Source organism: Streptococcus mitis (assembly GCF_946190375.1).
Taxonomy (GTDB): Bacteria; Bacillota; Bacilli; order Lactobacillales; family Streptococcaceae; genus Streptococcus; species Streptococcus mitis_CJ.
The window spans coordinates 1-23,974 of sequence record NZ_CAMIAF010000019.1; the positions used below are offsets into that span (position 1 = coordinate 1).

17 protein-coding genes and 3 pseudogenes are annotated in these 23,974 nt (G+C 37.7%); 18 read left to right on the plus strand and 2 right to left on the minus strand.

Annotated features, from left to right (window positions below; all coding sequences use genetic code 11):
- Positions 1-101: 101 nt before the first annotated feature.
- Positions 102-653, minus strand: coding sequence for a GNAT family N-acetyltransferase (locus N8M09_RS08900; protein WP_261064932.1), 552 nt, complete (start codon positions 651-653; stop codon positions 102-104).
- A 282-nt stretch (positions 654-935) separates the two neighbouring features.
- On the opposite strand from N8M09_RS08900, the gene N8M09_RS08905 reads away from it, so the two are divergent.
- The 3 genes and pseudogenes from N8M09_RS08905 to N8M09_RS08915 all read left to right on the plus strand — a co-directional run.
- Positions 936-1,916 (plus strand): acetylxylan esterase, encoded by a 981-nt coding sequence (locus N8M09_RS08905; RefSeq protein ID WP_261064933.1) that lies wholly within the window; start codon positions 936-938, stop codon positions 1,914-1,916.
- Between the two features lie 564 nt (positions 1,917-2,480).
- Positions 2,481-6,143, plus strand: coding sequence for an SIALI-17 repeat-containing surface protein (locus N8M09_RS08910; RefSeq protein WP_261064934.1), 3,663 nt, complete (start codon positions 2,481-2,483; stop codon positions 6,141-6,143).
- A gap of 531 nt (positions 6,144-6,674) precedes the next feature.
- Positions 6,675-8,303 (plus strand): annotated as a pseudogene (locus tag N8M09_RS08915) (exo-alpha-sialidase); the annotation flags it as partial.
- A gap of 50 nt (positions 8,304-8,353) precedes the next feature.
- On the opposite strand, the pseudogene N8M09_RS08920 reads toward N8M09_RS08915, so the two are convergent.
- A pseudogene (locus tag N8M09_RS08920) lies at positions 8,354-8,537 on the minus strand (IS30 family transposase); the annotation flags it as partial.
- 121 nt (positions 8,538-8,658) lie between these two features.
- Between N8M09_RS08920 and N8M09_RS08925 the strand changes: the two are divergent.
- From N8M09_RS08925 to N8M09_RS08995, 15 genes and pseudogenes are all read left to right on the plus strand, one after another.
- Positions 8,659-9,506 (plus strand): IS630 family transposase gene (locus tag N8M09_RS08925; RefSeq protein ID WP_261064935.1). Its coding sequence is split into 2 segments (ribosomal slippage): positions 8,659-8,977 and positions 8,977-9,506, totalling 849 coding nucleotides; the frame shifts between segments, so codons are not numbered across the junction.
- A 159-nt stretch (positions 9,507-9,665) separates the two neighbouring features.
- Positions 9,666-10,369, plus strand: a pseudogene (locus tag N8M09_RS08930) (N-acetylmannosamine-6-phosphate 2-epimerase).
- A gap of 24 nt (positions 10,370-10,393) precedes the next feature.
- A complete protein-coding gene (locus N8M09_RS08935; RefSeq protein WP_000587483.1) occupies positions 10,394-10,846 on the plus strand; it encodes a YhcH/YjgK/YiaL family protein in 453 nt (150 codons plus the stop codon).
- Between the two features lie 18 nt (positions 10,847-10,864).
- Positions 10,865-12,202, plus strand: a complete 1,338-nt coding sequence (locus tag N8M09_RS08940; RefSeq protein WP_000738776.1) for an ABC transporter substrate-binding protein — start codon at positions 10,865-10,867, stop codon at positions 12,200-12,202.
- A gap of 78 nt (positions 12,203-12,280) precedes the next feature.
- A complete protein-coding gene (locus N8M09_RS08945; RefSeq protein ID WP_000237985.1) occupies positions 12,281-13,165 on the plus strand; it encodes a carbohydrate ABC transporter permease in 885 nt (294 codons plus the stop codon).
- Positions 13,165-13,998, plus strand: a complete 834-nt coding sequence (locus N8M09_RS08950) for a carbohydrate ABC transporter permease (protein ID WP_000730332.1) — start codon at positions 13,165-13,167, stop codon at positions 13,996-13,998. The genes N8M09_RS08945 and N8M09_RS08950 overlap by 1 nt, the downstream gene beginning before the upstream one ends.
- 17 nt (positions 13,999-14,015) lie before the next feature.
- Entirely contained in the window at positions 14,016-16,109 is a 2,094-nt protein-coding gene (gene nanB / locus N8M09_RS08955) for a neuraminidase NanB (RefSeq protein WP_001042183.1), read from the plus strand.
- A gap of 12 nt (positions 16,110-16,121) precedes the next feature.
- Positions 16,122-17,225, plus strand: coding sequence for a Gfo/Idh/MocA family protein (locus N8M09_RS08960; protein WP_000241736.1), 1,104 nt, complete (start codon positions 16,122-16,124; stop codon positions 17,223-17,225).
- Positions 17,226-17,397: 172 nt separating this feature from the next.
- The gene (locus N8M09_RS08965; RefSeq protein ID WP_001135679.1) at positions 17,398-18,096 is read left to right on the plus strand and encodes an N-acetylmannosamine-6-phosphate 2-epimerase; all 699 of its coding nucleotides are present in this window, start codon (positions 17,398-17,400) and stop codon (positions 18,094-18,096) included.
- Positions 18,097-18,208: 112 nt separating this feature from the next.
- Positions 18,209-19,537, plus strand: coding sequence for an ABC transporter substrate-binding protein (locus N8M09_RS08970; RefSeq protein WP_261064936.1), 1,329 nt, complete (start codon positions 18,209-18,211; stop codon positions 19,535-19,537).
- A 221-nt stretch (positions 19,538-19,758) separates the two neighbouring features.
- Positions 19,759-20,625: a carbohydrate ABC transporter permease gene (locus N8M09_RS08975; protein WP_162489574.1), complete on the plus strand. Its 867-nt coding sequence runs from the start codon at positions 19,759-19,761 to the stop codon at positions 20,623-20,625.
- A 15-nt stretch (positions 20,626-20,640) separates the two neighbouring features.
- Positions 20,641-21,480, plus strand: coding sequence for a carbohydrate ABC transporter permease (locus N8M09_RS08980; RefSeq protein WP_001192010.1), 840 nt, complete (start codon positions 20,641-20,643; stop codon positions 21,478-21,480).
- Positions 21,481-21,751: 271 nt separating this feature from the next.
- Complete coding sequence (locus tag N8M09_RS08985) at positions 21,752-22,204, plus strand: NanQ anomerase/TabA/YiaL family protein (protein WP_261064937.1); 453 nt, start codon at positions 21,752-21,754, stop codon at positions 22,202-22,204.
- A 19-nt stretch (positions 22,205-22,223) separates the two neighbouring features.
- Positions 22,224-22,868 carry a DUF624 domain-containing protein gene (locus N8M09_RS08990; RefSeq protein ID WP_261064938.1) on the plus strand — a complete coding sequence of 215 codons (645 nt, stop codon included), beginning with the start codon at positions 22,224-22,226 and terminating at the stop codon, positions 22,866-22,868.
- Between the two features lie 172 nt (positions 22,869-23,040).
- On the plus strand, positions 23,041-23,958 hold the full coding sequence (locus N8M09_RS08995) for a dihydrodipicolinate synthase family protein (RefSeq protein ID WP_001281495.1): 918 nt from the start codon (positions 23,041-23,043) through the stop codon (positions 23,956-23,958).
- Positions 23,959-23,974 lie beyond the last annotated feature (16 nt).

The following is a 23,974-nucleotide window of genomic DNA, read 5'->3' on the forward strand; positions in this document are numbered from 1 at the left end:
TTACTAGATTCACTGACTCTATCTATTTATTCGGAAAAGAAAGGATAAATGAAATAGTAAATAAAAAAATAAGAACAACGGATAAGCAATAAATGTTAAGCTTATCTATCCTTCTTACTTATCTGATAATAAATAAGGTCCGCAAGATAGCCTTTTCTCTCTACACCATTGGTAATAGTCTTGAGATAGGACATTCCAGCCTTCTCCATGACACGACCTGAAGCTGGATTGAGACTGGCATATCGTGCTCTGACATTTTGAAAATCTGATTGAGTAAAACAGAAGTTCAAGACAGCTTTCAAGGCCTCCGTCATCATACCATGACCCCAGTATACCTTTCCTAGCACATAGCCAATTTCACAAGAAGAATCGTTCTCATCTATTGCAACGATGCTGATATCTCCTATAACTTTCTCCGGATTTTCTTTGAGACAAATAGCCCATTTGTAATAGTTGGGATTTGTATAGAAGACAATCCAATTTCGGATCGAGTTTCGAGTGACCTCAACATCAGGATGGGGATTCCAAGTAACATAGGCCAGATTCTCAGCAGACGAAGCCCAATTTTGAAACATGGCTTCCGCATCACTCTCCACAAATCTTCTCAAGATTAAACGGTTTGTCTGTAATATTTGCGTACCGATTGCTTTCATGATGTTACCTCGCTTTCTGGTGTGTGATTCTCTATTCAATATCCATTGAAACTATAGTATATCGAGATAAACTGTAGACAAATCAACTGGGGCATTCACATTAATTTCTAAAAATACTTTAGAAGTTAATTGGTACTATTCTAGATTCAATTTATTAGACTTTCAGTCAGTAGGTTTGAAGAAAAAAATCTAAATTCACTTTCTATTTACCCTTCTTTCTTGCATTGCTTTCTTAGATATGCTACAGTTGTGGTAGCGATTACAAAAATGAAGGAGCATGTTATGAAAAATCCAGCTTTGTTAGAAGAAATCAAGACATATAGAGGATGTGATGAGGTTCCAGAAGACTTTGATGCTTTCTGGGATGAGGAGGTGAAAAAAGTTTCAACTCTTCCAGCCTACCACTTGGAGGAAAGAAATTTCCACATTCCTCAAGTCAAGTGCTATGAATTAACCTTTGAAGGAACCAATGAAGGTAAGGTCTATGCGCGCGTCGTTCTTCCAAAAAGTGAGGAGAAGGTTCCACTAATCTTCCATTTCCATGGTTATATGGGACGTGGCTGGGACTGGGCTGACATGCTGGCCTTCACCGTTGCTGGTTATGGTGTTGTTTCCATGGATGTGCGGGGGCAGTCGGGTTACTCACAAGACGGCTTGCGTTCTCCTCTAGGAAATACAGTTAAGGGGCATATCATCCGTGGTGCTGTGGAAGGTCGGGATCATCTCTTTTATAAGGATGTTTATCTGGATATTTACCAGTTGGTTGAGATTATTGCCAGTCTGCCACAGGTAGATGAGAAGCGTCTTTCTAGCTATGGTGCCTCACAAGGAGGGGCTTTAGCTTTGGTTGCAGCAGCGCTCAATCCTCGAATTCAGAAAACAGTTACCATCTATCCCTTCTTGTCAGACTTCAGACGAGTGCTTGAGATTGGGAATACTAGCGAGGCTTACGACGAACTTTTCCGTTATTTCAAGTTTCACGACCCCTTCCATGAAACTGAGGAGGAAATCATGGCGACCCTTGCCTATATCGATGTGAAAAATCTCGCTCATCGTATCAAGGGTGAAGTTAAGATGATTACAGGCTTGGACGACGATGTTTGCTATCCTATAACCCAGTTTGCGATTTACAACCGTCTCACCTGCGATAAGGCCTATAGCGTCATGCCAGAGTATGCTCATGAAGCCATGAATGTTTTTGTCAACGACCAAGTCTACAACTGGCTCTGTGGTAGTGAGATTCCTTTTAAGTATGTGAAGTGATGAATGAGAGAGTCTAGTAGCTCTCTTTTTGTATAGAGTCTAGTCAGCAAATATTCTAGTTCATATATACTTTAAAATTCATACTCTTCGAAAATCTCTTCAAACCACGTCAGCTTCCATCTACAACCTCAAAACAGTGTTTTGAGCAACCTGCGGCTAGTTTCCTAGTTTGCTCTTTGATTTTCATTGAGTATGAGTTTTTCCTTGACCTTGGTGTAAAACAATTCATTTGCTATCTAGTTTGGTATAAGTTCTTTCAAGATATTGGAAAGCGTCTGTGAAATGTGTTATAATTTATAAGAAAATATACAGTTTCGCTACAAATGAACATTTATATATAATTTTATGTATAACTTAGTTTTTCTGATTAGGATAATATCTTACAAAAACTATATTCTTGGAGATACAGTACTTAAATATTATTTGTAAAGGAGCAAAATAGTCTATGGCTATTTTTATTGTAAGAATCAAAGTAGAGAGTGTTATGCTAATGGAAACTGTAATATTTTATTTTTAAGAATATACTTGGATAAATTAACTTTGAAAGTTAAAGTGAGGTAATGTATGTTTGTATGTTTAAAAGGTTTGGGAAAATTTCGTAAATCCAAAGCTTATGGTTTAATTGGTTGCTTGACACTATCCGCAGTGATCGGCTTAGCTGCACCAGAGTTACCAGTTATTGGTGGCGGGGTCGTTTATGCTGATGTTATTAAAGGTGGAGATGATATTAAAGATGTAGACGTTCATAGTAAACCTGCAGAAGGTGTTGCTATGACTTATACCACTTATGATAGCGGAACAAGTGGAAAACAAACCGCATCAGGTAGCGGTGTCTTTGTAGCGCCGAATGTGATGGTAACAGTAGCTCATAACTACTATGATAAAAACCAAGAAGACAAGTCCGCGGTATTGCGTGGTGGGGAGTCTGCTCGTAGTTATGTGGTGATGAACTCAGAGACGGAGAAGAGCAATAAAGTACCTACTTCTGGTGTATCGGAAGCTCTTGAAAAGGGTTCTATTCATTTGTATGATGAGAAGAATTTTGGTAAAGAATATGGTAATGACTTAGCGGTAGTAGTTACTAAAAAGCCTGTAGAAGCTATGACAGGTGGAGAAGATTCACCAAGAGAATTGAGCGATAAAGAGGTTTCTACGGGTGATAGCATCTCTATGGTCGGCTACCCTAATGATTTTTCGACTCCAAATTTAAGTGAAGAGAATAAAGCTCGCTTGAAAGACGGTAAGGCTTATTCAGTCTCAACAACTGTGAGCAGTATCAATAAAGAGAGTGGTGCAGTCACTTATCATTCCTCAGCTTTAGGAGGTTTTTCAGGCGCTCCTTTGTTTAATGATAAGGGAGAGGTAGTTGGTATCCACCAGCACGGAACCAATACTTCAAGCGCCCCTGAGAGTGAGCGTATTGGAGGTGGTACGATTTTTACGGACAAGCACAAGGCTTGGATTCGTTCTATGATTGATAAATATGGTATAAAAGGTTGGTATATAGATGGTGCAAACCGTTACTACTATGATGAAAATCATATAGCTTTAAAAGATGTAGAGTCTGAGATTGACGGTGCTTTGTATAGTTTTGATGAAAAAGGTCGTGCTACCTTAGTAAAAGGTGAAGAAAAAGGTCGTGTTCTACTTCGAGTGGAAGACACTAAAGGAACTCGTTTGATTTCAGATAAGGTTGTTCAGGAGGGTCCTGTTGGAAGTGGTTTGAATTTTCATTTAAGACAAAATCCAGATTTCAAACAGTTAATAGCAACTTCCCCAACAGCTAAAGTGGTATCTTATAACGGAGTGCCAATTAACAAATTAGCAAGTGATACAAGTTGGCCTGATGAATATGTCAGTAAGTTAGCTTTGGGTGATACAATTATAAGAGCGGTAGTAGATTCGGTAACTCCTCCATCTACCTCTTCTTCGGATTTTGCAAGAACGGAAGTTGGCAAAGTCGATTTGAGTGGTAAATCGAACTTACCTGTACCTAGTAAAGAGGTGTTACAGGCTCCGAATGGCTCAGAAAATTTTTATGCTACAACGCACATTCAAACGCCAGATGGGTCGGGGTCAGGTACTTTAATTGCACCAAATCTGGTGTTAACAGTCGCTCATAATTTCTTAACAGTTAAAGGTTCTGAGGTAGTTACTAAGTCTGGTCGCACCAATACAGTATATAAAGCAACTTTACCGAATGGGTTGTCTGTGAATTTTTCAGATGATGATATTGTTTATTGGAATAAGAAAGATTCAGTATTTGGATTTAAAAATGACTTAGCTTTGGTTCGGTTAAAAGAAGCAGTAAAAGGAGTAACTCCTGTAGAGGTTGTAAAACAATCTTCGAAAGTTGCAGAGGGGGATTCAGTTTCGGTCTATGGTTTTCCAGATAACAAGCTAAGTCCAGTTTTAGATAGCAAAGTAGTAGGAACTACAGACTTCGGTTCTGGAATAGAGGGAATTAGCTATGGAGGTACGAAACCTGGAGCGTCTGGTGGTGGTCTTTATAATGATAAAGGTGCTTTAATTGGCGTTCACCAAAATGGTGTTGTAGGAAGCCGCAGTGGTGGTTTGGTTTTATCAAAAGAGCAGCTGGATTGGGTTCGTTCTTATATTGAGGGTCAACCAAAAGATCCTGTCTATGTGGAAGATAAAGAAGTGGAACCTTCTAAGAAGGATTCGGATAAGGATTTAGCAGGGAAATTAGATCCAAAAAAAGATAGTGGAAAAGAAGATTCTGGTATTTTAGGTACATCTGGTGACTTTGCAGCTCCTACAGTAGATAAGCCAGAGTTTAAAGGAGGAGTTAACGGAGGCGACTCACTTGTTACAGAAGTTCCAGAGTATAGCGGTGTTCTATCCACATTAGGAGACACTCCAGCCCCTATAGTAGCTAAGCCAGAGTTTAAAGGTGGCGTGAATGGGGGCGACTCACTTGTTACAGAAGTTCCAGAGTATAGCGGTGTTCTCTCCACATTAGGAGACACTCCAGCTCCTACCGTAGCTAAGCCAGAGTATATGGGTGATACGTTATCAAGCTCAGGAGAAGAACCGGTTCCAACAGTTGAACATCATGACTTTACAGGCGGAGTTAACGGAGGCGACTCACTTGTTACAGAAGTTCCAGAGTATAGCGGTGTTCTCTCCACATTAGGAGACACTCCAGCCCCTATAGTAGATAAGCCAGATTTTACAGGTGGAGTTCCTTTCACTAAATCTCCGATACTAGAAATCCCAGAGTATACGGGTGCATTATCAAGCTCAGGAGAAGAACCGGTCCCAACAGTTGAACAGCATGACTTCACAGGTGGAGTCAATGGAAGTGAATCCCTCGTTACAGAAGTTCCAGAGTATAGTGGCTTCCTATCCACATTAGGTAATTCTCCAGCTCCTACAGTAGCTAAGCCAGAGTTTAAAGGTGGCGTGAATGGTGCGGATGCTGAGATTCATCACCTTCCAGACTTCACAGGCGGAGTGAATGCAGTAACTAGTGTTGTGTATGATGTAGAAAATTATACAGAAGTATTATCTACAGCAGGAGAAGGAAGTTCAGTAGTGAAATCTACTGATAAACAAGTAAATAATAAAGACAGTAAGGATGAAGCAGAAACTAAGCACGTTATCACAGGAATTGCTAGTTCACAACGTATTTTAAAAAATGAAACAGGAAGTATTCAAATTCAAGCTTCAGAAGAAGTATTGAAAAATGTGATAGGTATTCAAATTCAAGAAGTTCAAGTTAGTGATCTAAGTTCATTAAACTACAAAGCATTTGATATTCAATTAAAGGATACAGCTGCTAGAACTGTTCAGCCTAACGGAAAAGTCCTAGTTACTTTTGCTATGGATCAGTCTGTTGAGAATGTTTATGCTGTAGATCCAGAAGGAAAACTACACACTATTGAATTCGAACAAAAAGATGGAAAGATTATTTTTGAGATTAGCAATTCTAGTATTTATGCGATGACTTTCCGATTCTCTATCGACAATCCACCATTTAAAAATCCTACAGAAGATAACAAGGCTGAGGAAGTTTCACTGTCATCTAAATTGTTATCTACAAATGGAAACTCTGAATCTAATCGATTAGAGAATAAAGTAAGTAATAACGAACAGGCTAAGTTACCAGATACAGGTGAGTCTGTTTCATTACTAACAATCTTGTTTGGTTTTGTAGGAGTGTTTCTTGGAGCAATGATTTCTTATAAGCGAAAAGATAGATAATTTTTCTTCAGTAGTTCTTTGAACTTTTATGTTAATCTAAAATAAACCATTCGCTATGTGGGTGCGCGTCGAAGGTTATACTCAAAAAATTCTAAACGCGATACAGTAAAGGTGTTCAAGCTAATTGTAAAGCGAAAAGAGAAAAATATGGAACAAAAGGCTCAGGAGTTATCGTTTACACTCTTTATTGAAGGAGAAAGTCTAGTCCTAACTTAATGACATTGGAGAATATATTATTTCTCTTTTTGTTATAGAAGTCGAAAGTACGTTTAAAGAAGATAGAAGTATAAAAATATTTCTGAAAATAGAATCTATTGTAGATTAATGTAGAAAAATATATTGTTTTATTGTATAATAAAGGGAAATCTAGATTTTTAGGAAATAAAATAATTACTTTTAGAGAGTCATAGATTAATCAAGAATAAGCAATCGTATTAGTTGAATTGCTTTCCAGTGCTAACTTTTTAACTAATTCAAAAATTTTAAAAAAGCGCTTAGCAAAAGCGTCGGAGGAGTTATATGAATCAGAGTTTTATTAATCGTAAAAACCGATATGGTATTAGAAAATTTACTATCGGAGTTGCTTCTATAGTTATCGGCTCGGTCTTGTCTGGTATTTCACCAGTATTAGCACAAGAAACCACTACTAATATTGATGCAAATAAGGTTGAAACTACTTTAGAAAGTAGAACATCTGTATCAGGACCTATAGCGGATTTAGAAGTGAAATCATCGGAAAGTGCAAAAATTACAGAGAAGAAGGAAGTTTTTGTAAGTGGTGTAAATGGTGGATTGAATAAGGATGGAATTAATACTTACCGAATTCCAGCACTGCTAAAAACAGATAAAGGCACATTAATTGCCGGAGCGGATGAAAGACGTTTACAATTCGCAGATTGGGGAGATATTGGTATGGTAGTTCGTCGAAGTCAGGACGGAGGAGAGACGTGGGGAGATAGAATAACAATTTCTAATCTTCGTGATAATCCAGATGCCAAAGACAAAACTGCTCCATCGCCATTAAATATTGATATGGTATTAGTTCAAGATCCGGAAACTAAGAGAATCTTTTCGGTTTATGATATGTTCCCAGAAGGAAAAGCAGTATTCGGTATGCCTGCTAAACCTGAAAAAGCATACGAGCGTATAGGGGATAAAACTTATCAAATTTTATATAAAACAGGCGAAAAAGGATATTATACAATTCGTGAAAATGGTGAAGTTTATAATTCTAAAAATCAAAAAACAGAGTATCATGTTGTAGTAAATCCCAAAAAACTAGGATATAGCGACAAAGGTGATTTGTATAAAGGAAAGGATTTAATTGGTAATGTTTACTTTGCACAAAGTACGAAAAATCCTTTTAGAGTTGCAAATACTAGCTATTTATGGATGTCTTATAGTGATGATGATGGTAAAACATGGTCTGCACCGAAAGATATCACACCAGGGATTCGACAAGATTGGATGAAATTCCTTGGAACAGGTCCTGGAACAGGTATTGTATTACGTACAGGTGCGCATAAGGGGCGGATATTGGTACCAGCTTATACAACAAACAGTATCTCGCATTTAGGTGGTTCGCAGTCTTCGCGTCTAATTTATTCAGATGATCATGGGGCAACTTGGCATGCTGGAGAAGCCCCAAATGATAATCGACCTGTTGGAAATAGTGTCATCCACTCGTCTAATATGAATAATAGTGGTGCTCAAAATACAGAATCAACTGTTCTTCAATTAAATAATGGTGATGTCAAACTCTTCATGCGTGGCTTGACGGGAGATCTTCAGGTTGCTACTAGTAAAGATGGTGGAGTTACTTGGGAGAAAACAATCAAACGTTATCCAGAAGTGAAAGATGCCTACGTGCAAATGTCAGCTATTCATACTATGCATGATGGGAAAGAGTATATTATTCTTAGCAATGCTGCTGGACCAGGACGTGAACGAAAAGATGGTTTGGTTCATTTGGCACGTGTTGAAAAGAATGGCGAGTTAACTTGGTTGAAACATAATCTGATTCAAGGTGGGGAATTTGCATATAATTCATTACAAGACTTAGGTGACGGAGAATACGGAATTTTATATGAACATAGCGAGAATAGTCAAAATCGCTATACAATTTTTTATAAGAAATTTAATTGGAACTTCTTGAGTAAATAAAAGCTAATTATAGACATAAGAAAACATCTCTGTGTTAGACTTGTCGTTCAAATACAAACGCTAAATTTCAAGTTAGTTAGCAACAAAAAATTCTCTGGGCGACTTGTAGTTCAAGCATTTTTTATGATAGTTGTTAATCCAATTTTCGATGAATGCGACTTCTTTAGAAGTCGTTTTCTTAGTTTCTTTAGGTAACCATTTATGAATGAGCTTATTGTGATTCTTATTAGTTCATTTGGTTGTATAGTAGATTGAAACAAGATGTGAACAAATCGGTTAGGAAAGTCAAATTAATTTCTAGAAATATAGTAAAATGAACCAAAAATAGTACACAATGTGGTATAATCTTCTTATGGCATATTCAATAGATTTTCGTAAAAAAGTTCTCTCTTATTGTGAGCGAACAAGTAGTATAACAGAAGCATCACACGTTTTCCAAATCTCACGTAATACCATTTATGGCTGGTTAAAGCTAAAAGAGAAGACAGGAGAGCTAAACCATCAAGTAAAAGGAACAAAACCAAGAAAGGTTGATAGAGATAGACTGAAAAACTATCTTACTGACAATCCAGACGCTTATTTGACTGAAATAGCTGCTGAATTTGATTGTCATCCAACTACTATCCACTATGCTCTTAAAGCTATGGGCTACACTCGAAAAAAAAGAACCACACCTACTATGAACAAGACCCAGAAAAAGTAGCTTTATTTCTTAAGAATTTTAATAGTTTAAAGCACCTAGCACCTGTTTATATTGATGAAACAGGATTCGATACTTATTTTTATCGAGAATATGGTCGCTCTTTAAAAGGTCAGATAATAAGAGGTAAAGTATCTGGAAGAAGATATCAGAGGATTTCTTTGGTTGCAGGGTTAACAAATGGTGAGTTAATCGCTCCAATGACTTACCAAGAAACAATGACAAGCGACTTTTTTGAAGCTTGGTTTCAGAAGTTTCTCTTACCAACATTAAACACACCATCAGTTATTATTATGGATAATGCAAGATTCCATAGAATGGGTAAGCTAGAACTCTTGTGTGAAGAGTTTGGGCATAAACTTTTACCTCTTCCTCCCTACTCACCTGAGTACAATCCTATTGAGAAAACATGGGCTCATATCAAAAAGCACCTCAAAAAGGTATTACCGAGTTGTAATACTTTTTTCGAGGTTCTTTTGTCTTATTCTTGTTTCAATTGACTATATATACGGATATTTATGTTATCTGAAACTACTTTCAGAAACAGCTGTTCTATAAAATACTTTTGAAACTGAAATCTATTCTATCACAAAGTATTGAAAGCGCTTCATAAATGATATATAATGACCTCATAAGAACAAGGAAAAGGAGGGGAGAGGATGCCACAGATTACTAAAGAAGCCTTGATTGAACAAATCAAAGATGGGATTATCGTTTCTTGTCAGGCCCTTCCTCACGAACCGCTTTATACAGAAGCGGGAGGAGTCATTCCCTTGCTGGTCAAAGCGGCTGAGCAAGGTGGAGCAGTCGGTATCCGAGCCAATAGTGTTCGCGATATCAAGGAAATCAAGGAGGTCACAAACCTTCCAATCATTGGGATAATTAAACGAGATTATCCACCGCAAGAACCCTTCATCACTGCTACTATGAAAGAAGTTGATGAATTGGCAGAACTTGATATAGAGGTCATTGCTCTGGATTGTACCAAGCGTGAACGCTATGATGGTTTAGAGATTCAAGAGTTCATTCGTCAGGTTAAGGAAAAATATCCTAACCAGCTCTTGATGGCTGATACAAGTCAAGTGCTTTCGAGGAGGGATTGGCAGCCGTTGAAGCAGGAATTGACTTTGTCGGAACAACCTTATCAGGATACACATCTTACAGTCCAAAGGTGGATGATCCCGATTTTGAATTAATCAAAAAACTCTGTGATGCTGACGTGGATGTCATTGCAGAAGGAAAAATTCATACACCTGAACAAGCCAAACAAATCCTGGGATATGGAGTGCGAGGCATCGTTGTTGGTGGCGCTATTACTAGACCAAAAGAGATTACAGAACGCTTCGTTGCTGGTCTTAAATAAAAAATAAAGAAAGGGGGATTGAGTATGATTATTACTAAAATCAGTCGTTTAGGAACTTATGTGAAAGTAAATCCACATTTTGAAACATTAATAGATTTTCTAGAAAAAACAGGACTAGAAAATTTAACAGAAGGTCCGATTGATATCGATGGTGATCGATTATTTGGGAATTGCTTTACTTATCTAGCAGACGGTCAAGCAGGAGCCTTCTTTGAAACTCACCAAAAATATTTGGATATTCATTTAGTTTTGGAAAACGAAGAAGCCATGGCTGTTACGTCGCCAGAAAATGTAAGCGTTACTCAAGAATATGATGATGAGAAAGATATTGAATTATACACAGGGAAAGTGGAACAGTTAGTTCATTTGAGAGCTGGCGAATGCCTTATCACTTTTCCAGAAGATTTACATCAACCCAAGGTTCGTATAAATGATGAACCTGTGAAAAAAGTTGTCTTTAAAGTTGCGATTTCTTAATGTAGAAAGGGAAGAACAATGAAAAAAATGAGAAAGTTTTTATGTTTAGCTGGAGTTGCGCTAGCAGCCGTTGCCTTGGTAGCTTGTTCAGGAAAAAAAGAAGCTACAACTAGTACTGAACCACCGACAGAATTATCTGGTGAGATTACAATGTGGCACTCCTTTACTCAAGGACCACGTTTAGAAAGTATTCAAAAATCAGCAGATGCTTTCATGCAAAAGCATCCAAAAACGAAAATCAAGATTGAAACATTCTCTTGGAATGACTTCTATACTAAATGGACTACAGGTTTAGCAAATGGGAATGTGCCAGATATCAGTACAGCTCTCCCTAACCAAGTAATGGAAATGGTCAACTCAGATGCTTTGGTTCCGCTAAATGATTCTATCAAGCGTATTGGACAGGATAAATTTAACGAAACTGCCTTAAGTGAAGCAAAAATCGGAGATGATTACTACTCTGTTCCTCTTTATTCACATGCACAAGTTATGTGGGTTAGAACTGATTTGTTAAAAGAACATAATATTGAGGTTCCTAAAACTTGGGATCAACTCTATGAAGCTTCTAAAAAATTGAAAGAAGCTGGAGTTTATGGCTTGTCTGTTCCGTTCGGAACAAATGACTTAATGGCAACACGTTTCTTGAACTTCTACGTACGTAGTGGTGGAGGAAGCCTCTTAACAAAAGATCTTAAAGCAGATTTGACAAGCCAACTTGCTCAAGATGGTATTAAATACTGGGTTAAAATGTATAAAGAAATCTCACCTCAAGATTCTTTGAACTTTAATGTCCTTCAACAAGCTACCTTGTTCTATCAAGGAAAAACAGCATTTGACTTTAACTCTGGCTTCCATATTGGAGGAATTAATGCCAACAGTCCTCAATTGATTGATTCGATTGATGCTTATCCTATTCCAAAAATCAAAGAATCTGATAAAGACCAAGGAATTGAAACCTCAAACATTCCAATGGTTGTTTGGAAAAATTCAAAACATCCAGAAGTTGCTAAAGCATTCTTAGAATCACTTTATAATGAAGAAGACTACGTTAAATTCCTTGATTCAACTCCAGTAGGTATGTTGCCAACTATTAAGGGGATTAGCGATTCTGCAGCCTATAAAGAAAATGAAACTCGTAAGAAATTTAAACATGCTGAAGAAGTAATTACTGAAGCTGTTAAAAAAGGTACTGCTATTGGTTATGAAAATGGACCAAGTGTACAAGCTGGTATGTTGACTAACCAACACATTATTGAACAAATGTTCCAAGATATCATTTCAAATGGAACAGATCCTATGAAAGCAGCAAAAGAAGCAGAAAAACAATTAAACGATTTATTTGAGGCTGCTCAGTAGATGTAAAAGACTAGAAAATAGGTGGGCTAGTGAGCTGAAAAGCCCTAGCCCAATCTTGTAAAAGAAGGGAGAAGGAGAATGGTTAAAGAACGTAATTTAACTCGCTGGATATTTGTTTTGCCAGCTATGATTATCGTAGGATTACTCTTTGTTTATCCGTTTTTCTCGAGTATTTTTTATAGCTTTACCAATAAGCATTTGATTATGCCCAATTATAAATTTGTTGGTTTAGCTAACTATAAAGCTGTGCTATCAGATCCCAACTTCTTTAATGCGTTCTTTAATTCAATTAAGTGGACCATTTTCTCATTAGTTGGTCAAGTTTTAGTAGGGTTTGTATTGGCTTTAGCTCTTCACAGAGTACGCCACTTCAAGAAATTATATAGGACCTTATTGATTGTTCCTTGGGCATTTCCTACAATCGTTATTGCCTTCTCTTGGCAATGGATTCTAAACGGGGTTTATGGCTATTTACCTAATCTAATCGTAAAATTAGGTTTAATGGAACATACGCCTGCATTTTTGACAGATAGTACATGGGCATTCCTATGTTTGGTGTTTATCAACATTTGGTTTGGAGCGCCGATGATTATGGTTAATGTACTTTCAGCTTTGCAAACAGTACCCGAAGAACAATTTGAGGCTGCTAAGATAGATGGTGCTTCAAGTTGGCAAGTTTTCAAATTTATCGTCTTTCCACATATTAAAGTGGTTGTAGGGCTTCTAGTTGTTTTGAGAACTGTATGGATCTTTAATAACTTTGATATCATCTATCTTATTACTGGTGGTGGACCGGCTAATGCCACAACGACGCTTCCAATTTTTGCTTACAACCTAGGGTGGGGAACTAAATTGTTGGGTCGTGCTTCAGCAGTCACAGTATTGCTCTTTATCTTCTTGGTGGCGATTTGCTTTATCTACTTTGCTATCATCAGTAAGTGGGAAAAGGAGGGTAGAAAATAATGAAGAAGAAATCCGGTATTTATTTAGATATTCTCTCACATGTACTCTTGATTGGTGCGACCATTGTTGCAATTTTCCCATTGGTATGGATTATCATATCTTCTGTCAAGGGTAAAGGGGAATTAACTCAGTATCCAACACGATTTTGGCCTGAACAATTTACATTAGATTATTTCACTCATGTTATCAACGATTTGCACTTTATTGATAACATTCGAAACAGTTTAATCATTGCATTAGCTACAACCGTTATTGCGATTATTATTTCTGCTATGGCAGCCTATGGTATTGTTCGATTCTTCCCTAAATTGGGAGCAATCATGTCAAGATTACTCGTCATTACCTACATTTTCCCACCAATTCTGTTAGCAATTCCCTATTCAATTGCCATTGCTAAAGTTGGGTTAACAAATAGTTTATTTGGCTTGATGATGGTTTATCTATCTTTTAGTGTTCCATATGCAGTTTGGCTCTTAGTTGGATTTTTCCAAACAGTTCCAATTGGAATTGAAGAAGCAGCTCGAATTGATGGTGCAAATAAATTTGTTACTTTTTATAAAGTTGTGCTACCGATTGTAGCACCAGGTATTGTAGCAACAGCTATTTATACATTTATCAATGCTTGGAATGAATTCCTGTATGCTTTGATTTTGATTAACAATACAGGAAAGATGACAGTAGCAGTAGCCCTTCGATCACTTAACGGTTCAGAAATTTTAGACTGGGGAGATATGATGGCTGCATCTGTTATTGTAGTTCTTCCATCAATCATTTTCTTCTCAATTATCCAAAATAAGATTGCAAGTGGATTGTCAGAAGGATCTGTGAAGTAGACGAAAGAAGGAAAAAAATGAATAAGAGAGGTCTTTATTCAAAACTAGGAATTTCTGTTGTAGGCATTAGTCTTTTAATGGGAGTTCCCACTTTGATTCATGCGAATGAATTAAACTATAGTCAACTGTCCATATCTCCTATTTTTCAAGGAAGTTCATATCAACTGAACAATAAGAGTATAGATATCAGCCCTTTGTTATTAGATAAATTGTCTGGAGAGAGTCAGACAGTAGTAATGAAATTTAAAGCAGATAAACCAAACTCGCTTCAAGCTTTGTTTGGCCTATCTAATAGTAAAGCAGGCTTTAAAAATAATTACTTTTCAATTTTCATGAGAGATTCTGGTGAGATAGGCGTAGAAATAAGAGACGCCCAAAAGGGAATAAATTATTTATTTTCTAGACCAGCTTCATTATGGGGAAAGCATAAAGGACAGGCAGTTGAAAATACACTAGTATTTGTATCTGATTCTAAAGATAAAACATACACAATGTATGTTAATGGGATAGAAGTGTTCTCTGAAACAGTTGATACATTTTTGCCAATTTCAAATATAAATGGTATAGATAAGGCAACACTAGGATCTGTTAATCGTGAAGGCAAGGATCATTACCTCGCAAAAGGAAGTATTGATGAAATCAGTCTATTTAATAAAGCAATTAGTGATCAGGAAGTTTCAACTATTCCCTTGTCAAATCCATTTCAGTTAATTTTCCAATCAGGAGATTCTACTCAAGCTAACTATTTTAGAATACCGACATTGTATACATTAAGCAGTGGAAGAGTTCTATCAAGTATTGATGCACGTTATGGCGGAACTCATGATTCTAAAAGTAAGATTAATATCGCGACTTCTTATAGTGATGATAATGGGAAAACGTGGAGTGAGCCAACTTTTGCTATGAAGTTTAATGACTATGAGGAGCAGTTGGTTTACTGGCCACGAGATAATAAATTAAAGAATAGCCAAATTAGTGGAAGTGCTTCATTTATAGATTCATCCATTGTTGAAGATAAAAAATCTGGGAAAACGATATTATTAGCTGATGTTATGCCTGCTGGTATTGGAAATAATAATGCAAATAAAGCTGATTCAGGTTTTAAAGAAATAAACGGTCATTATTATTTAAAACTAAAGAAGGATGGAGATAATGATTTCCGTTATACAGTTAGAGAAAATGGTGTCGTTTATGATGAAACAACTAATAAACCTACAAATTATACTATAAATGATAAGTATGAAGTTTTGGAGGGAGGAAAGTCTTTAACAGTCGAACAATATTCGGTTGATTTTGATAGTGGCTCTCTAAGAGAAAGGCATAATGGAAAACAGGTTCCTATGAATGTTTTCTACAAAGATTCGTTATTTAAGGTAACTCCTACTAATTATATAGCAATGACAACTAGTCAGAATAGAGGAGAGAGTTGGGAACAATTTAAGTTATTGCCTCCGTTCTTAGGAGAAAAACATAATGGAACTTACTTATGTCCCGGACAAGGTTTAGCATTAAAATCAAGTAACAGATTAATTTTTGCAACATATACCAGTGGTGAACTAACTTATCTCATTTCTGATGATAGTGGTCAAACATGGAAGAAATCCTCAGCTTCAATTCCGTTTAAGAATGCGACAGCAGAAGCGCAAATGGTTGAAATGAGAGATGGTGTGATTAGAACATTCTTTAGAACTACTACAGGTAAGATTGCCTATATGACTAGTAGAGATTCTGGAGAAACATGGTCAGAAGTTTCGTATATCGATGGAATTCAACAAACTTCATATGGTACACAAGTATCTGCAATTAAATACTCTCAATTAATTGATGGAAAAGAAGCAGTCATTTTGAGTACACCAAATTCTAAAAATGGCCGTAAGGGAGGTCAATTAGTTGTCGGTTTAGTCAATGAAGAAGATGATAGTATTGATTGGAAATACCACTATGACATTGATTTGCCTTCGTATGGTTATGCCTATTCTGCGATTACAGAATTGCCAAATCATCACATAGGTGTATTATTTGAAAAATATGATTCATGGTCGAGAAATGAATTGCATTTAAGCAATGTAGTTCAGTATATAGATTTGGAAATTAATGATTTAACAAAATAAAGGAGAAAAAACATGGTTAAATACGGTGTTGTTGGAACAGGGTATTTTGGAGCTGAATTGGCTCGCTATATGCAAAAGAATGATGGAGCAGAGATTACTCTTCTCTATGACCCAGATAATGCAGAGGCGATTGCAGAAGAATTGGGAGCAAAAGTAGCAAGCTCCCTAGATGAGTTGGTTTCTAGCGATGAAGTAGATTGTGTTATTGTCGCAACTCCAAATAATCTTCATAAAGAACCAGTTATTAAGGCCGCACAACATGGTAAAAATGTTTTCTGTGAAAAACCAATTGCGCTTTCTTATCAAGATTGTCGCGAAATGGTAGATGCATGTAAAGAAAACAATGTAACCTTTATGGCGGGACATATTATGAATTTCTTTAATGGTGTCCATCATGCAAAAGAACTCATTAATCAAGGAGTCATCGGAGACGTTCTATATTGTCACACAGCTCGTAATGGTTGGGAAGAACAACAACCGTCAGTATCATGGAAAAAAATTCGTGAAAAATCAGGTGGTCACTTGTATCACCACATCCATGAGTTGGATTGTGTTCAATTCCTTATGGGTGGCATGCCTGAAACTGTAACCATGACAGGTGGAAATGTAGCCCATGAAGGTGAAAATTTCGGTGATGAAGATGATATGATTTTTGTCAATATGGAATTTTCTAATAAGCGTTTTGCCTTGTTAGAATGGGGTTCAGCTTATCGTTGGGGTGAACATTATGTTTTGATTCAAGGAACGAAAGGTGCTATCCGCTTAGACTTATTCAACTGTAAAGGAACTCTTAAGCTAGATGGACAAGAAAGCTATTTCTTGATTCACGAATCTCAAGAAGAAGATGATGATCGTACTCGTATCTATCATAGTACAGAGATGGACGGAGCAATTGCTTATGGTAAACCAGGTAAACGTACTCCGTTATGGTTATCATCTGTCATTGACAAAGAAATGCGCTATCTGCATGAGATTATGCAAGGAGCTCCAGTATCAGAAGAATTTGCAAAACTATTGACTGGTGAAGCTGCTCTAGAAGCAATTGCTACTGCAGATGCTTGTACCCAATCTATGTTTGAAGATCGCAAAGTAAAATTGTCAGAAATTGTAAAATAAATTTTGGTATTCTCCTATTATAGGTCAACTAGCTCCTCTGAAAGTACTTTTAGAGGAGCTGTTTGACTTGTCTAGTTTTTGAAACTGAAATCTATTCTATCACAAACTATTGAAAGCGCTTCATAAATGATATATAATAAACTCATAAGAACAAAGAAAAGGAGGAAAGAGGATGCCACAGATTACTAAAGAAGCCTTGATTGCACAAATCAAAGATGGGATCATCGTTTCTTGTCAGGCCCTTCCTCACGAACCGCTTTATACAGAAGCGGGAGGAGTTATTCCCTTGCTGGTCAAAGCGGCTGAGCAAGGTGGAGCAGTCGGTATCCGAGCCAATAGTGTTCGCGATATCAAGGAAATCAAGGAGGTTACCAACCTTCCAATCATTGGGATAATTAAACGAGATTATCCACCACAAGAACCCTTCATCACGGCTACCATGAAAGAAGTTGATGAATTGGCAGAACTGGACATCGAGGTGATTGCTCTGGATTGTACCAAGCGTGAACGCTACGATGGTTTAGAGATTCAAGAGTTCATTCGTCAGGTTAAGGAGAAATATCCTAACCAGCTCTTGATGGCTGATACAAGTACTTTTGAAGAAGGACTAGCAGCTGTTGAAGCAGGAATTGACTTTGTCGGAACAACCTTATCAGGATACACATCTTACAGTCCAAAAGTGGATGGCCCCGATTTTGAATTAATCAAAAAACTCTGTGATGCTGGCGTGGATGTCATTGCAGAAGGGAAAATTCATACACCAGAACAAGCCAAACAAATCCTGGGATATGGAGTGCGAGGCATCGTTGTCGGTGGCGCTATTACTAGACCAAAAGAGATTACAGAACGCTTCGTTGCTGGTCTTAAATAACACAATTTAAAAACAGAGGAGAGTGGTGGATGCGTAGGATGAAATGAAAACGTATACAAACGCAAGAACTCATTATCCAATATGGATACGCTTATCAATTAGGAGAATACAAATGAAATTTAGAAAACTAGCTTGTACAGTGCTTGCGGGTGCTGCGATTCTTGGCCTTGCTGCTTGTGGAAATTCTGGCGGAAGTAAAGATGCTGGAAAATCTGGTGGAGATAGCGGAAAAACAGAAATCACTTGGTGGGCATTCCCAGTCTTCACTCAAGAAAAAACTGGTGACGGTGTTGGAACATATGAAAAATCTATCATCGAAGCCTTTGAAAAAGCAAACCCAGATGTAAAAGTGAAATTGGAAACCATCGACTTCAAGTCTGGTCCTGAAAAAATCACAACAGCTATCGAAGCAGGGACAGCTCCAGACGTACTTTTTGACGCACCAGGACGTATCATCCAATACGGTAAAAATGGTAAATTAGCTGAATTGAATGATATTTTCACAGATGAATTTGTCAAAGATGTCAACAATGAAAATATCGTACAAGCAAGTAAGGCTGGAGATAAAGCCTACATGTATCCAATCAGTTCAGCTCCATTCTACATGGCTATGAACAAGAAAATGTTGGAAGAAGCTGGAGTTGCAAACCTTGTAAAAGAAGGTTGGACAACTGATGACTTTGAAAAAGTTTTGAAAGCGCTTAAAGATAAAGGATATACACCAGGTTCATTGTTCAGTTCTGGTCAAGGGGGAGACCAAGGAACACGTGCCTTCATCTCAAACCTTTACGGCGGTTCTGTAACAGATAAAGATGTAACAAAATATACAACTGATGATCCTAAATTCGTCAAAGGTCTTGAAAAAGCAGCTAGCTGGATCAAAGACGGTTTGTTGAACAACGGTTCACAATTTGACGGTGGAGCAGATATCCAAAACTTTGCCAACGGTCAAACATCTTACACAATCCTTTGGGCACCAGCTCAAAACGGTATCCAAGCTAAACTCTTGGAAGCAAGTAAAGTAGAAGTGGTAGAAGTACCATTCCCATCAGATTCAGGCAAACCAGCTCTTGAATACCTTGTAAACGGATTTGCAGTATTCAACAACAAAGACGACAAGAAAGTTGCTGCATCTAAGAAATTTGTTCAATTCATCGCAGATGATAAAGAATGGGGTCCAAAAGACGTTGTTCGTACAGGTGCCTTCCCAGTTCGTACTTCATTTGGTAAACTTTATGAAGACAAACGTATGGAAACAATCAGTGGTTGGACTAAATACTACTCACCATACTACAACACTATCAATGGTTTTGCTGAAATGAGAACACTTTGGTTCCCAATGTTGCAATCTGTATCAAATGGTGACGAAAAACCAGCGGACGCTTTGAAAGCCTTCACTGAAAAAGCTAACGAAACAATTAAAAAAGCTACAAAACAATAAGCACTAAATCAGATTGATCCCTCCCTTTTCCCTGTGCATAGTCTATGTAAGAAAAGGGAGGATTTTGTTTGAAATGTAAGGAACTGTCACGAAATTAAAATGAAGTTCTTACATAAGCGAATCTTAAAAAATTTCATTTTGATTTTAAAACAGTTCAAGAAAGTCAAAAAATTATTCTATTTGAAAGAGAGGTGCCGACTGTGAAAGTCAATAAAATTCGTATGCGGGAAACAGTGATTTCCTATGCTTTCCTAGCACCAGTGTTGTTCTTCTTTGTCATCTTTGTATTGGCTCCTATGGTGATGGGATTCATTACAAGTTTCTTTAATTACTCTATGACAAACTTTGAGTTTGTAGGCTTAAACAACTATATCCGCATGTTTAAAGACCCTGTCTTTATGAAGTCTTTGATCAACACGGTTATCCTGGTTATTGGATCTGTGCCAGTTGTTGTTCTATTCTCGCTCTTTGTAGCATCACAAACCTATCACCAAAATGCTATTGCCAGATCTTTCTACCGTTTCGTCTTCTTCCTTCCTGTTGTAACAGGTAGTGTTGCCGTAACAGTTGTTTGGAAATGGATCTATGACCCACTATCAGGAATTCTAAACTTTGTCCTCAAGTCAAGTCATATCATCAGCCAGAACATTTCTTGGCTGGGAGACAAACACTGGGCTTTGATGGCGATTATGATTATCCTTTTGACAACTTCAGTTGGTCAGCCGATTATCCTTTATATCGCTGCTATGGGGAATATTGACAATTCATTGGTTGAAGCGGCGCGTGTCGACGGTGCAACTGAGTTTCAAGTTTTCTGGAAGATTAAATGGCCTAGCCTCCTTCCAACAACCCTTTACATCGCAATCATTACAACAATCAACTCATTCCAGTGTTTCGCCTTGATTCAGTTGTTGACATCTGGTGGTCCAAACTACTCAACAAGTACACTTATGTACTACCTTTACGAAAAAGCCTTCCAATTGACAGAATACGGTTATGCAAACACTATCGGCGTCTTCTTGGCAGTGATGATCGCTATCGTAAGCTTTGTTCAATTTAAAGTACTTGGAAACGACGTAGAATACTAAAGAAAGGAGACAGCTATGCAATCTACAGAAAAAAAACCATTAACAGCCTTTACTGTTATTTCAACAATCATTTTGCTCTTGTTGACTGTGCTGTTCATCTTTCCATTCTACTGGATTTTGACAGGGGCATTCAAATCACAACCTGATACAATCGTTATTCCTCCTCAGTGGTTCCCTAAAATGCCAACCATGGAGAACTTCCAACAACTCATGGTGCAAAACCCTGCTATGCAGTGGATGTGGAACTCTGTGTTTATTTCATTGGTAACCATGTTCTTAGTCTGTGCGACCTCTTCTCTAGCAGGTTATGTATTGGCTAAAAAACGTTTCTATGGTCAACGTATTCTCTTTGCAATCTTCATTGCAGCCATGGCACTTCCAAAACAAGTTGTCCTTGTACCATTGGTACGTATCGTCAACTTCATGGGAATTCATGACACTCTTTGGGCAGTTATCTTGCCTTTGATTGGATGGCCATTTGGGGTCTTCCTAATGAAACAATTCAGCGAAAACATCCCAACAGAATTGCTTGAATCAGCTAAAATCGATGGTTGTGGTGAGATTCGTACTTTCTGGAGCGTAGCCTTCCCAATTGTGAAACCAGGATTTGCAGCTCTTGCAATCTTCACTTTCATCAACACTTGGAACGACTACTTCATGCAGTTGGTTATGTTGACTTCACGTCAAAACTTGACCATCTCACTTGGGGTTGCAACTATGCAAGCTGAAATGGCAACCAACTATGGTTTGATTATGGCAGGTGCAGCTCTTGCCGCTGTGCCAATCGTAACAGTCTTCCTAGTCTTCCAAAAATCCTTCACACAGGGGATTACTATGGGAGCTGTCAAAGGTTAATACTCTGCGAAAATCGAATTCAAACTACGTCAGCGTCACCTTGCCATACTTAAGTATTGTCTGCGGTTAGCTTCCTAGTTTGTTCTTCAATTTTCATTGAGTATAGGAAAATCAATCTATCAAGATACAGAAATATATTTTATAGATTTAGAGAATATAGAGGTTATAAGTGTCTACAAAATGTTGGGTATTTTCTTACCTTGGAGATTTTGTTAGACACTTATCAACTTAAGAATGATTTTAGTTAACTATCAGAAACGAAGGAAAGAGTATGATTTTTGACGATTTGAAAAACATCACCTTTTACAAAGGGATTCATCCCAATCTAGACAAGGCTATAGACTATCTCTACCAGCACCGTAAGGATTCTTTCGAATTAGGTAAGTATGAGATTGACGGGGACAAGGCCTTTCTAGTTGTTCAGGAAAATGTCCTCAATCAAGCTGAAAATGATCAATTTGAGCATCATAAAAACTATGCAGATTTGCATTTGCTGGTAGAAGGACATGAATATTCGAGCTACGGTTCACGTATCAAAGACGAGGCAGTAGCATTCGACGAAGCAAGTGACATTGGCTTTGTTCATTGTCATGAACACTACCCACTCTTGTTGGGTTATCACAATTTTGCAATTTTCTTTCCAGGAGAACCACACCAGCCAAATGGCTATGCAGGTATGGAAGAGAAGGTTCGTAAATATCTCTTTAAAATTTTGATTGATTAAAAAATCAGGAGGAGCAAATATGACACAAAAAGGAGTAAGCCTTATCAAGGCAGCATTTGATACAGACAACTTTCTCATGCGTTTTAGTGAAAAGGTCTTGGATATCGTGACAGCCAATCTTCTTTTTGTCGTTTCTTGTTTGCCCATCGTGACGATTGGAGTGGCAAAAATTAGCCTCTACGAGACTATGTTTGAGATTAAGAAGAGTAGACGTGTGCCTGTCTTTAGAATCTATCTAAGAGCTTTCAAGCAAAATCTGAAGCTAGGTCTTCAGTTAGGTCTGCTTGAGTTGGGCATTGTTTCATTAAGCCTTCTAGATCTCTATCTTTTATGGGGTCAGACAGCTATGCCTTTCCAAATGGTAAAAGCTATTTGTCTAGGTGTTCTTATCTTCCTCACTATCGTGATGTTGGCTAGCTACCCCATAGCTGCGCGCTATGATTTGACTTGGAAAGAAGTGCTACAAAAAGGACTTATCTTGGCAAGTTTTAACTTTCCTTGGTTCTTCCTCATGTTAGTTATTCTCTTTCTCATTGTGATGGTTCTTTATCTGTCTGCCTTCAGTTTACTTTTAGGTGGCTCAGCCTTCCTACTCTTTGGGTTTGGCTTATTAGTTTTTATCCAGACTGGATTGATGGAGAAAATTTTCGCAAAATACCAATAGGATGGCTTGTCTCTGAAACTACTTTCAAGCCATAAACATTTCAAAATACATATCGAAACTAAAATCTAAGTGTACACAAGATATTGAAAGCGTTTTTCACAAGGTGTATACTAAACACGTAAAGAATAAATCCTGCTTTTAGCAGAAAAAAAGAAATCTTAGGAGAAAATCTATGTCAGATTTAAAAAAATACGAAGGTGTCATTCCAGCCTTCTACGCATGTTATGATGATCAAGGAGAAGTAAGTCCAGAGCGTACGCGTGCCTTGGTTCAATACTTCATTGATAAAGGTGTTCAAGGTCTTTATGTCAATGGTTCTTCTGGTGAATGTATATACCAAAGCGTTGAAGACCGCAAGTTAATCTTGGAAGAAGTCATGGCAGTTGCCAAAGGTAAATTGACCATTATTGCCCATGTTGCTTGCAATAATACTAAAGATAGTATGGAACTTGCTCGCCACGCAGAAAGCTTGGGTGTAGATGCCATTGCAACGATTCCACCGATTTACTTCCGCTTGCCAGAATACTCAGTTGCTAAATATTGGAACGATATCAGTTCTGCAGCTCCAAACACAGACTACGTGATTTACAACATTCCTCAATTGGCAGGTGTTGCTTTGACGCCAAGTCTCTATACTGAAATGTTGAAGAATCCACGTGTTATAGGTGTTAAAAATTCTTCTATGCCAGTTCAAGATATCCAAACCTTTGTCAGCCTTGGTGGCGAAGACCATATCGTCTTCAACGGTCCAGATGAGCAGTTCTTAGGTGGCCGTCTCATGGGTGCTAAAGCTGGTATCGGTGGTACATATGGTGCTATGCCAGAACTCTTCTTGAAACTCAACCAATTGATTGCTGATAAAGACTTAGAAACAGCGCGTGAATTGCAATACGCTATCAATGCAATCATTGGCAAATTGACTGCTGCACATGGAAATATGTATGGTGTGATTAAGGAAGTTTTGAAAATCAATGAAGGTTTGAATATTGGTTCTGTTCGTTCACCATTGACACCAGTGACTGAAGAAGATCGTCCAGTTGTAGAAGCAGCTGCAGCCTTGATTCGTGAAACCAAGGAGCGCTTCCTCTAATTCATAAGGAGGTATT

Bases quoted from the DNA above. Each gene is read 5' to 3' on its own strand.
- N8M09_RS08940 (WP_000738776.1), top strand. From the start codon at position 10,865: ATGAAAAAAATGAGAAAGTTTTTATGTTTAGCTGGAGTTGCGCTAGCA.
- N8M09_RS08975 (WP_162489574.1), top strand. From the start codon at position 19,759: ATGCGGGAAACAGTGATTTCCTATGCTTTCCTAGCACCAGTGTTGTTC.
- N8M09_RS08905 (WP_261064933.1), top strand. From the start codon at position 936: ATGAAAAATCCAGCTTTGTTAGAAGAAATCAAGACATATAGAGGATGT.
- N8M09_RS08910 (WP_261064934.1), top strand. From the start codon at position 2,481: ATGTTTGTATGTTTAAAAGGTTTGGGAAAATTTCGTAAATCCAAAGCT.
- N8M09_RS08960 (WP_000241736.1), top strand. From the start codon at position 16,122: ATGGTTAAATACGGTGTTGTTGGAACAGGGTATTTTGGAGCTGAATTG.
- N8M09_RS08990 (WP_261064938.1), top strand. From the start codon at position 22,224: ATGACACAAAAAGGAGTAAGCCTTATCAAGGCAGCATTTGATACAGAC.
- N8M09_RS08935 (WP_000587483.1), top strand. From the start codon at position 10,394: ATGATTATTACTAAAATCAGTCGTTTAGGAACTTATGTGAAAGTAAAT.
- N8M09_RS08965 (WP_001135679.1), top strand. From the start codon at position 17,398: ATGCCACAGATTACTAAAGAAGCCTTGATTGCACAAATCAAAGATGGG.
- N8M09_RS08900 (WP_261064932.1), bottom strand. From the start codon at position 653: ATGAAAGCAATCGGTACGCAAATATTACAGACAAACCGTTTAATCTTG.
- N8M09_RS08980 (WP_001192010.1), top strand. From the start codon at position 20,641: ATGCAATCTACAGAAAAAAAACCATTAACAGCCTTTACTGTTATTTCA.
- N8M09_RS08950 (WP_000730332.1), top strand. From the start codon at position 13,165: ATGAAGAAGAAATCCGGTATTTATTTAGATATTCTCTCACATGTACTC.
- N8M09_RS08945 (WP_000237985.1), top strand. From the start codon at position 12,281: ATGGTTAAAGAACGTAATTTAACTCGCTGGATATTTGTTTTGCCAGCT.
- N8M09_RS08970 (WP_261064936.1), top strand. From the start codon at position 18,209: ATGAAATTTAGAAAACTAGCTTGTACAGTGCTTGCGGGTGCTGCGATT.
- N8M09_RS08995 (WP_001281495.1), top strand. From the start codon at position 23,041: ATGTCAGATTTAAAAAAATACGAAGGTGTCATTCCAGCCTTCTACGCA.
- nanB (WP_001042183.1), top strand. From the start codon at position 14,016: ATGAATAAGAGAGGTCTTTATTCAAAACTAGGAATTTCTGTTGTAGGC.
- N8M09_RS08985 (WP_261064937.1), top strand. From the start codon at position 21,752: ATGATTTTTGACGATTTGAAAAACATCACCTTTTACAAAGGGATTCAT.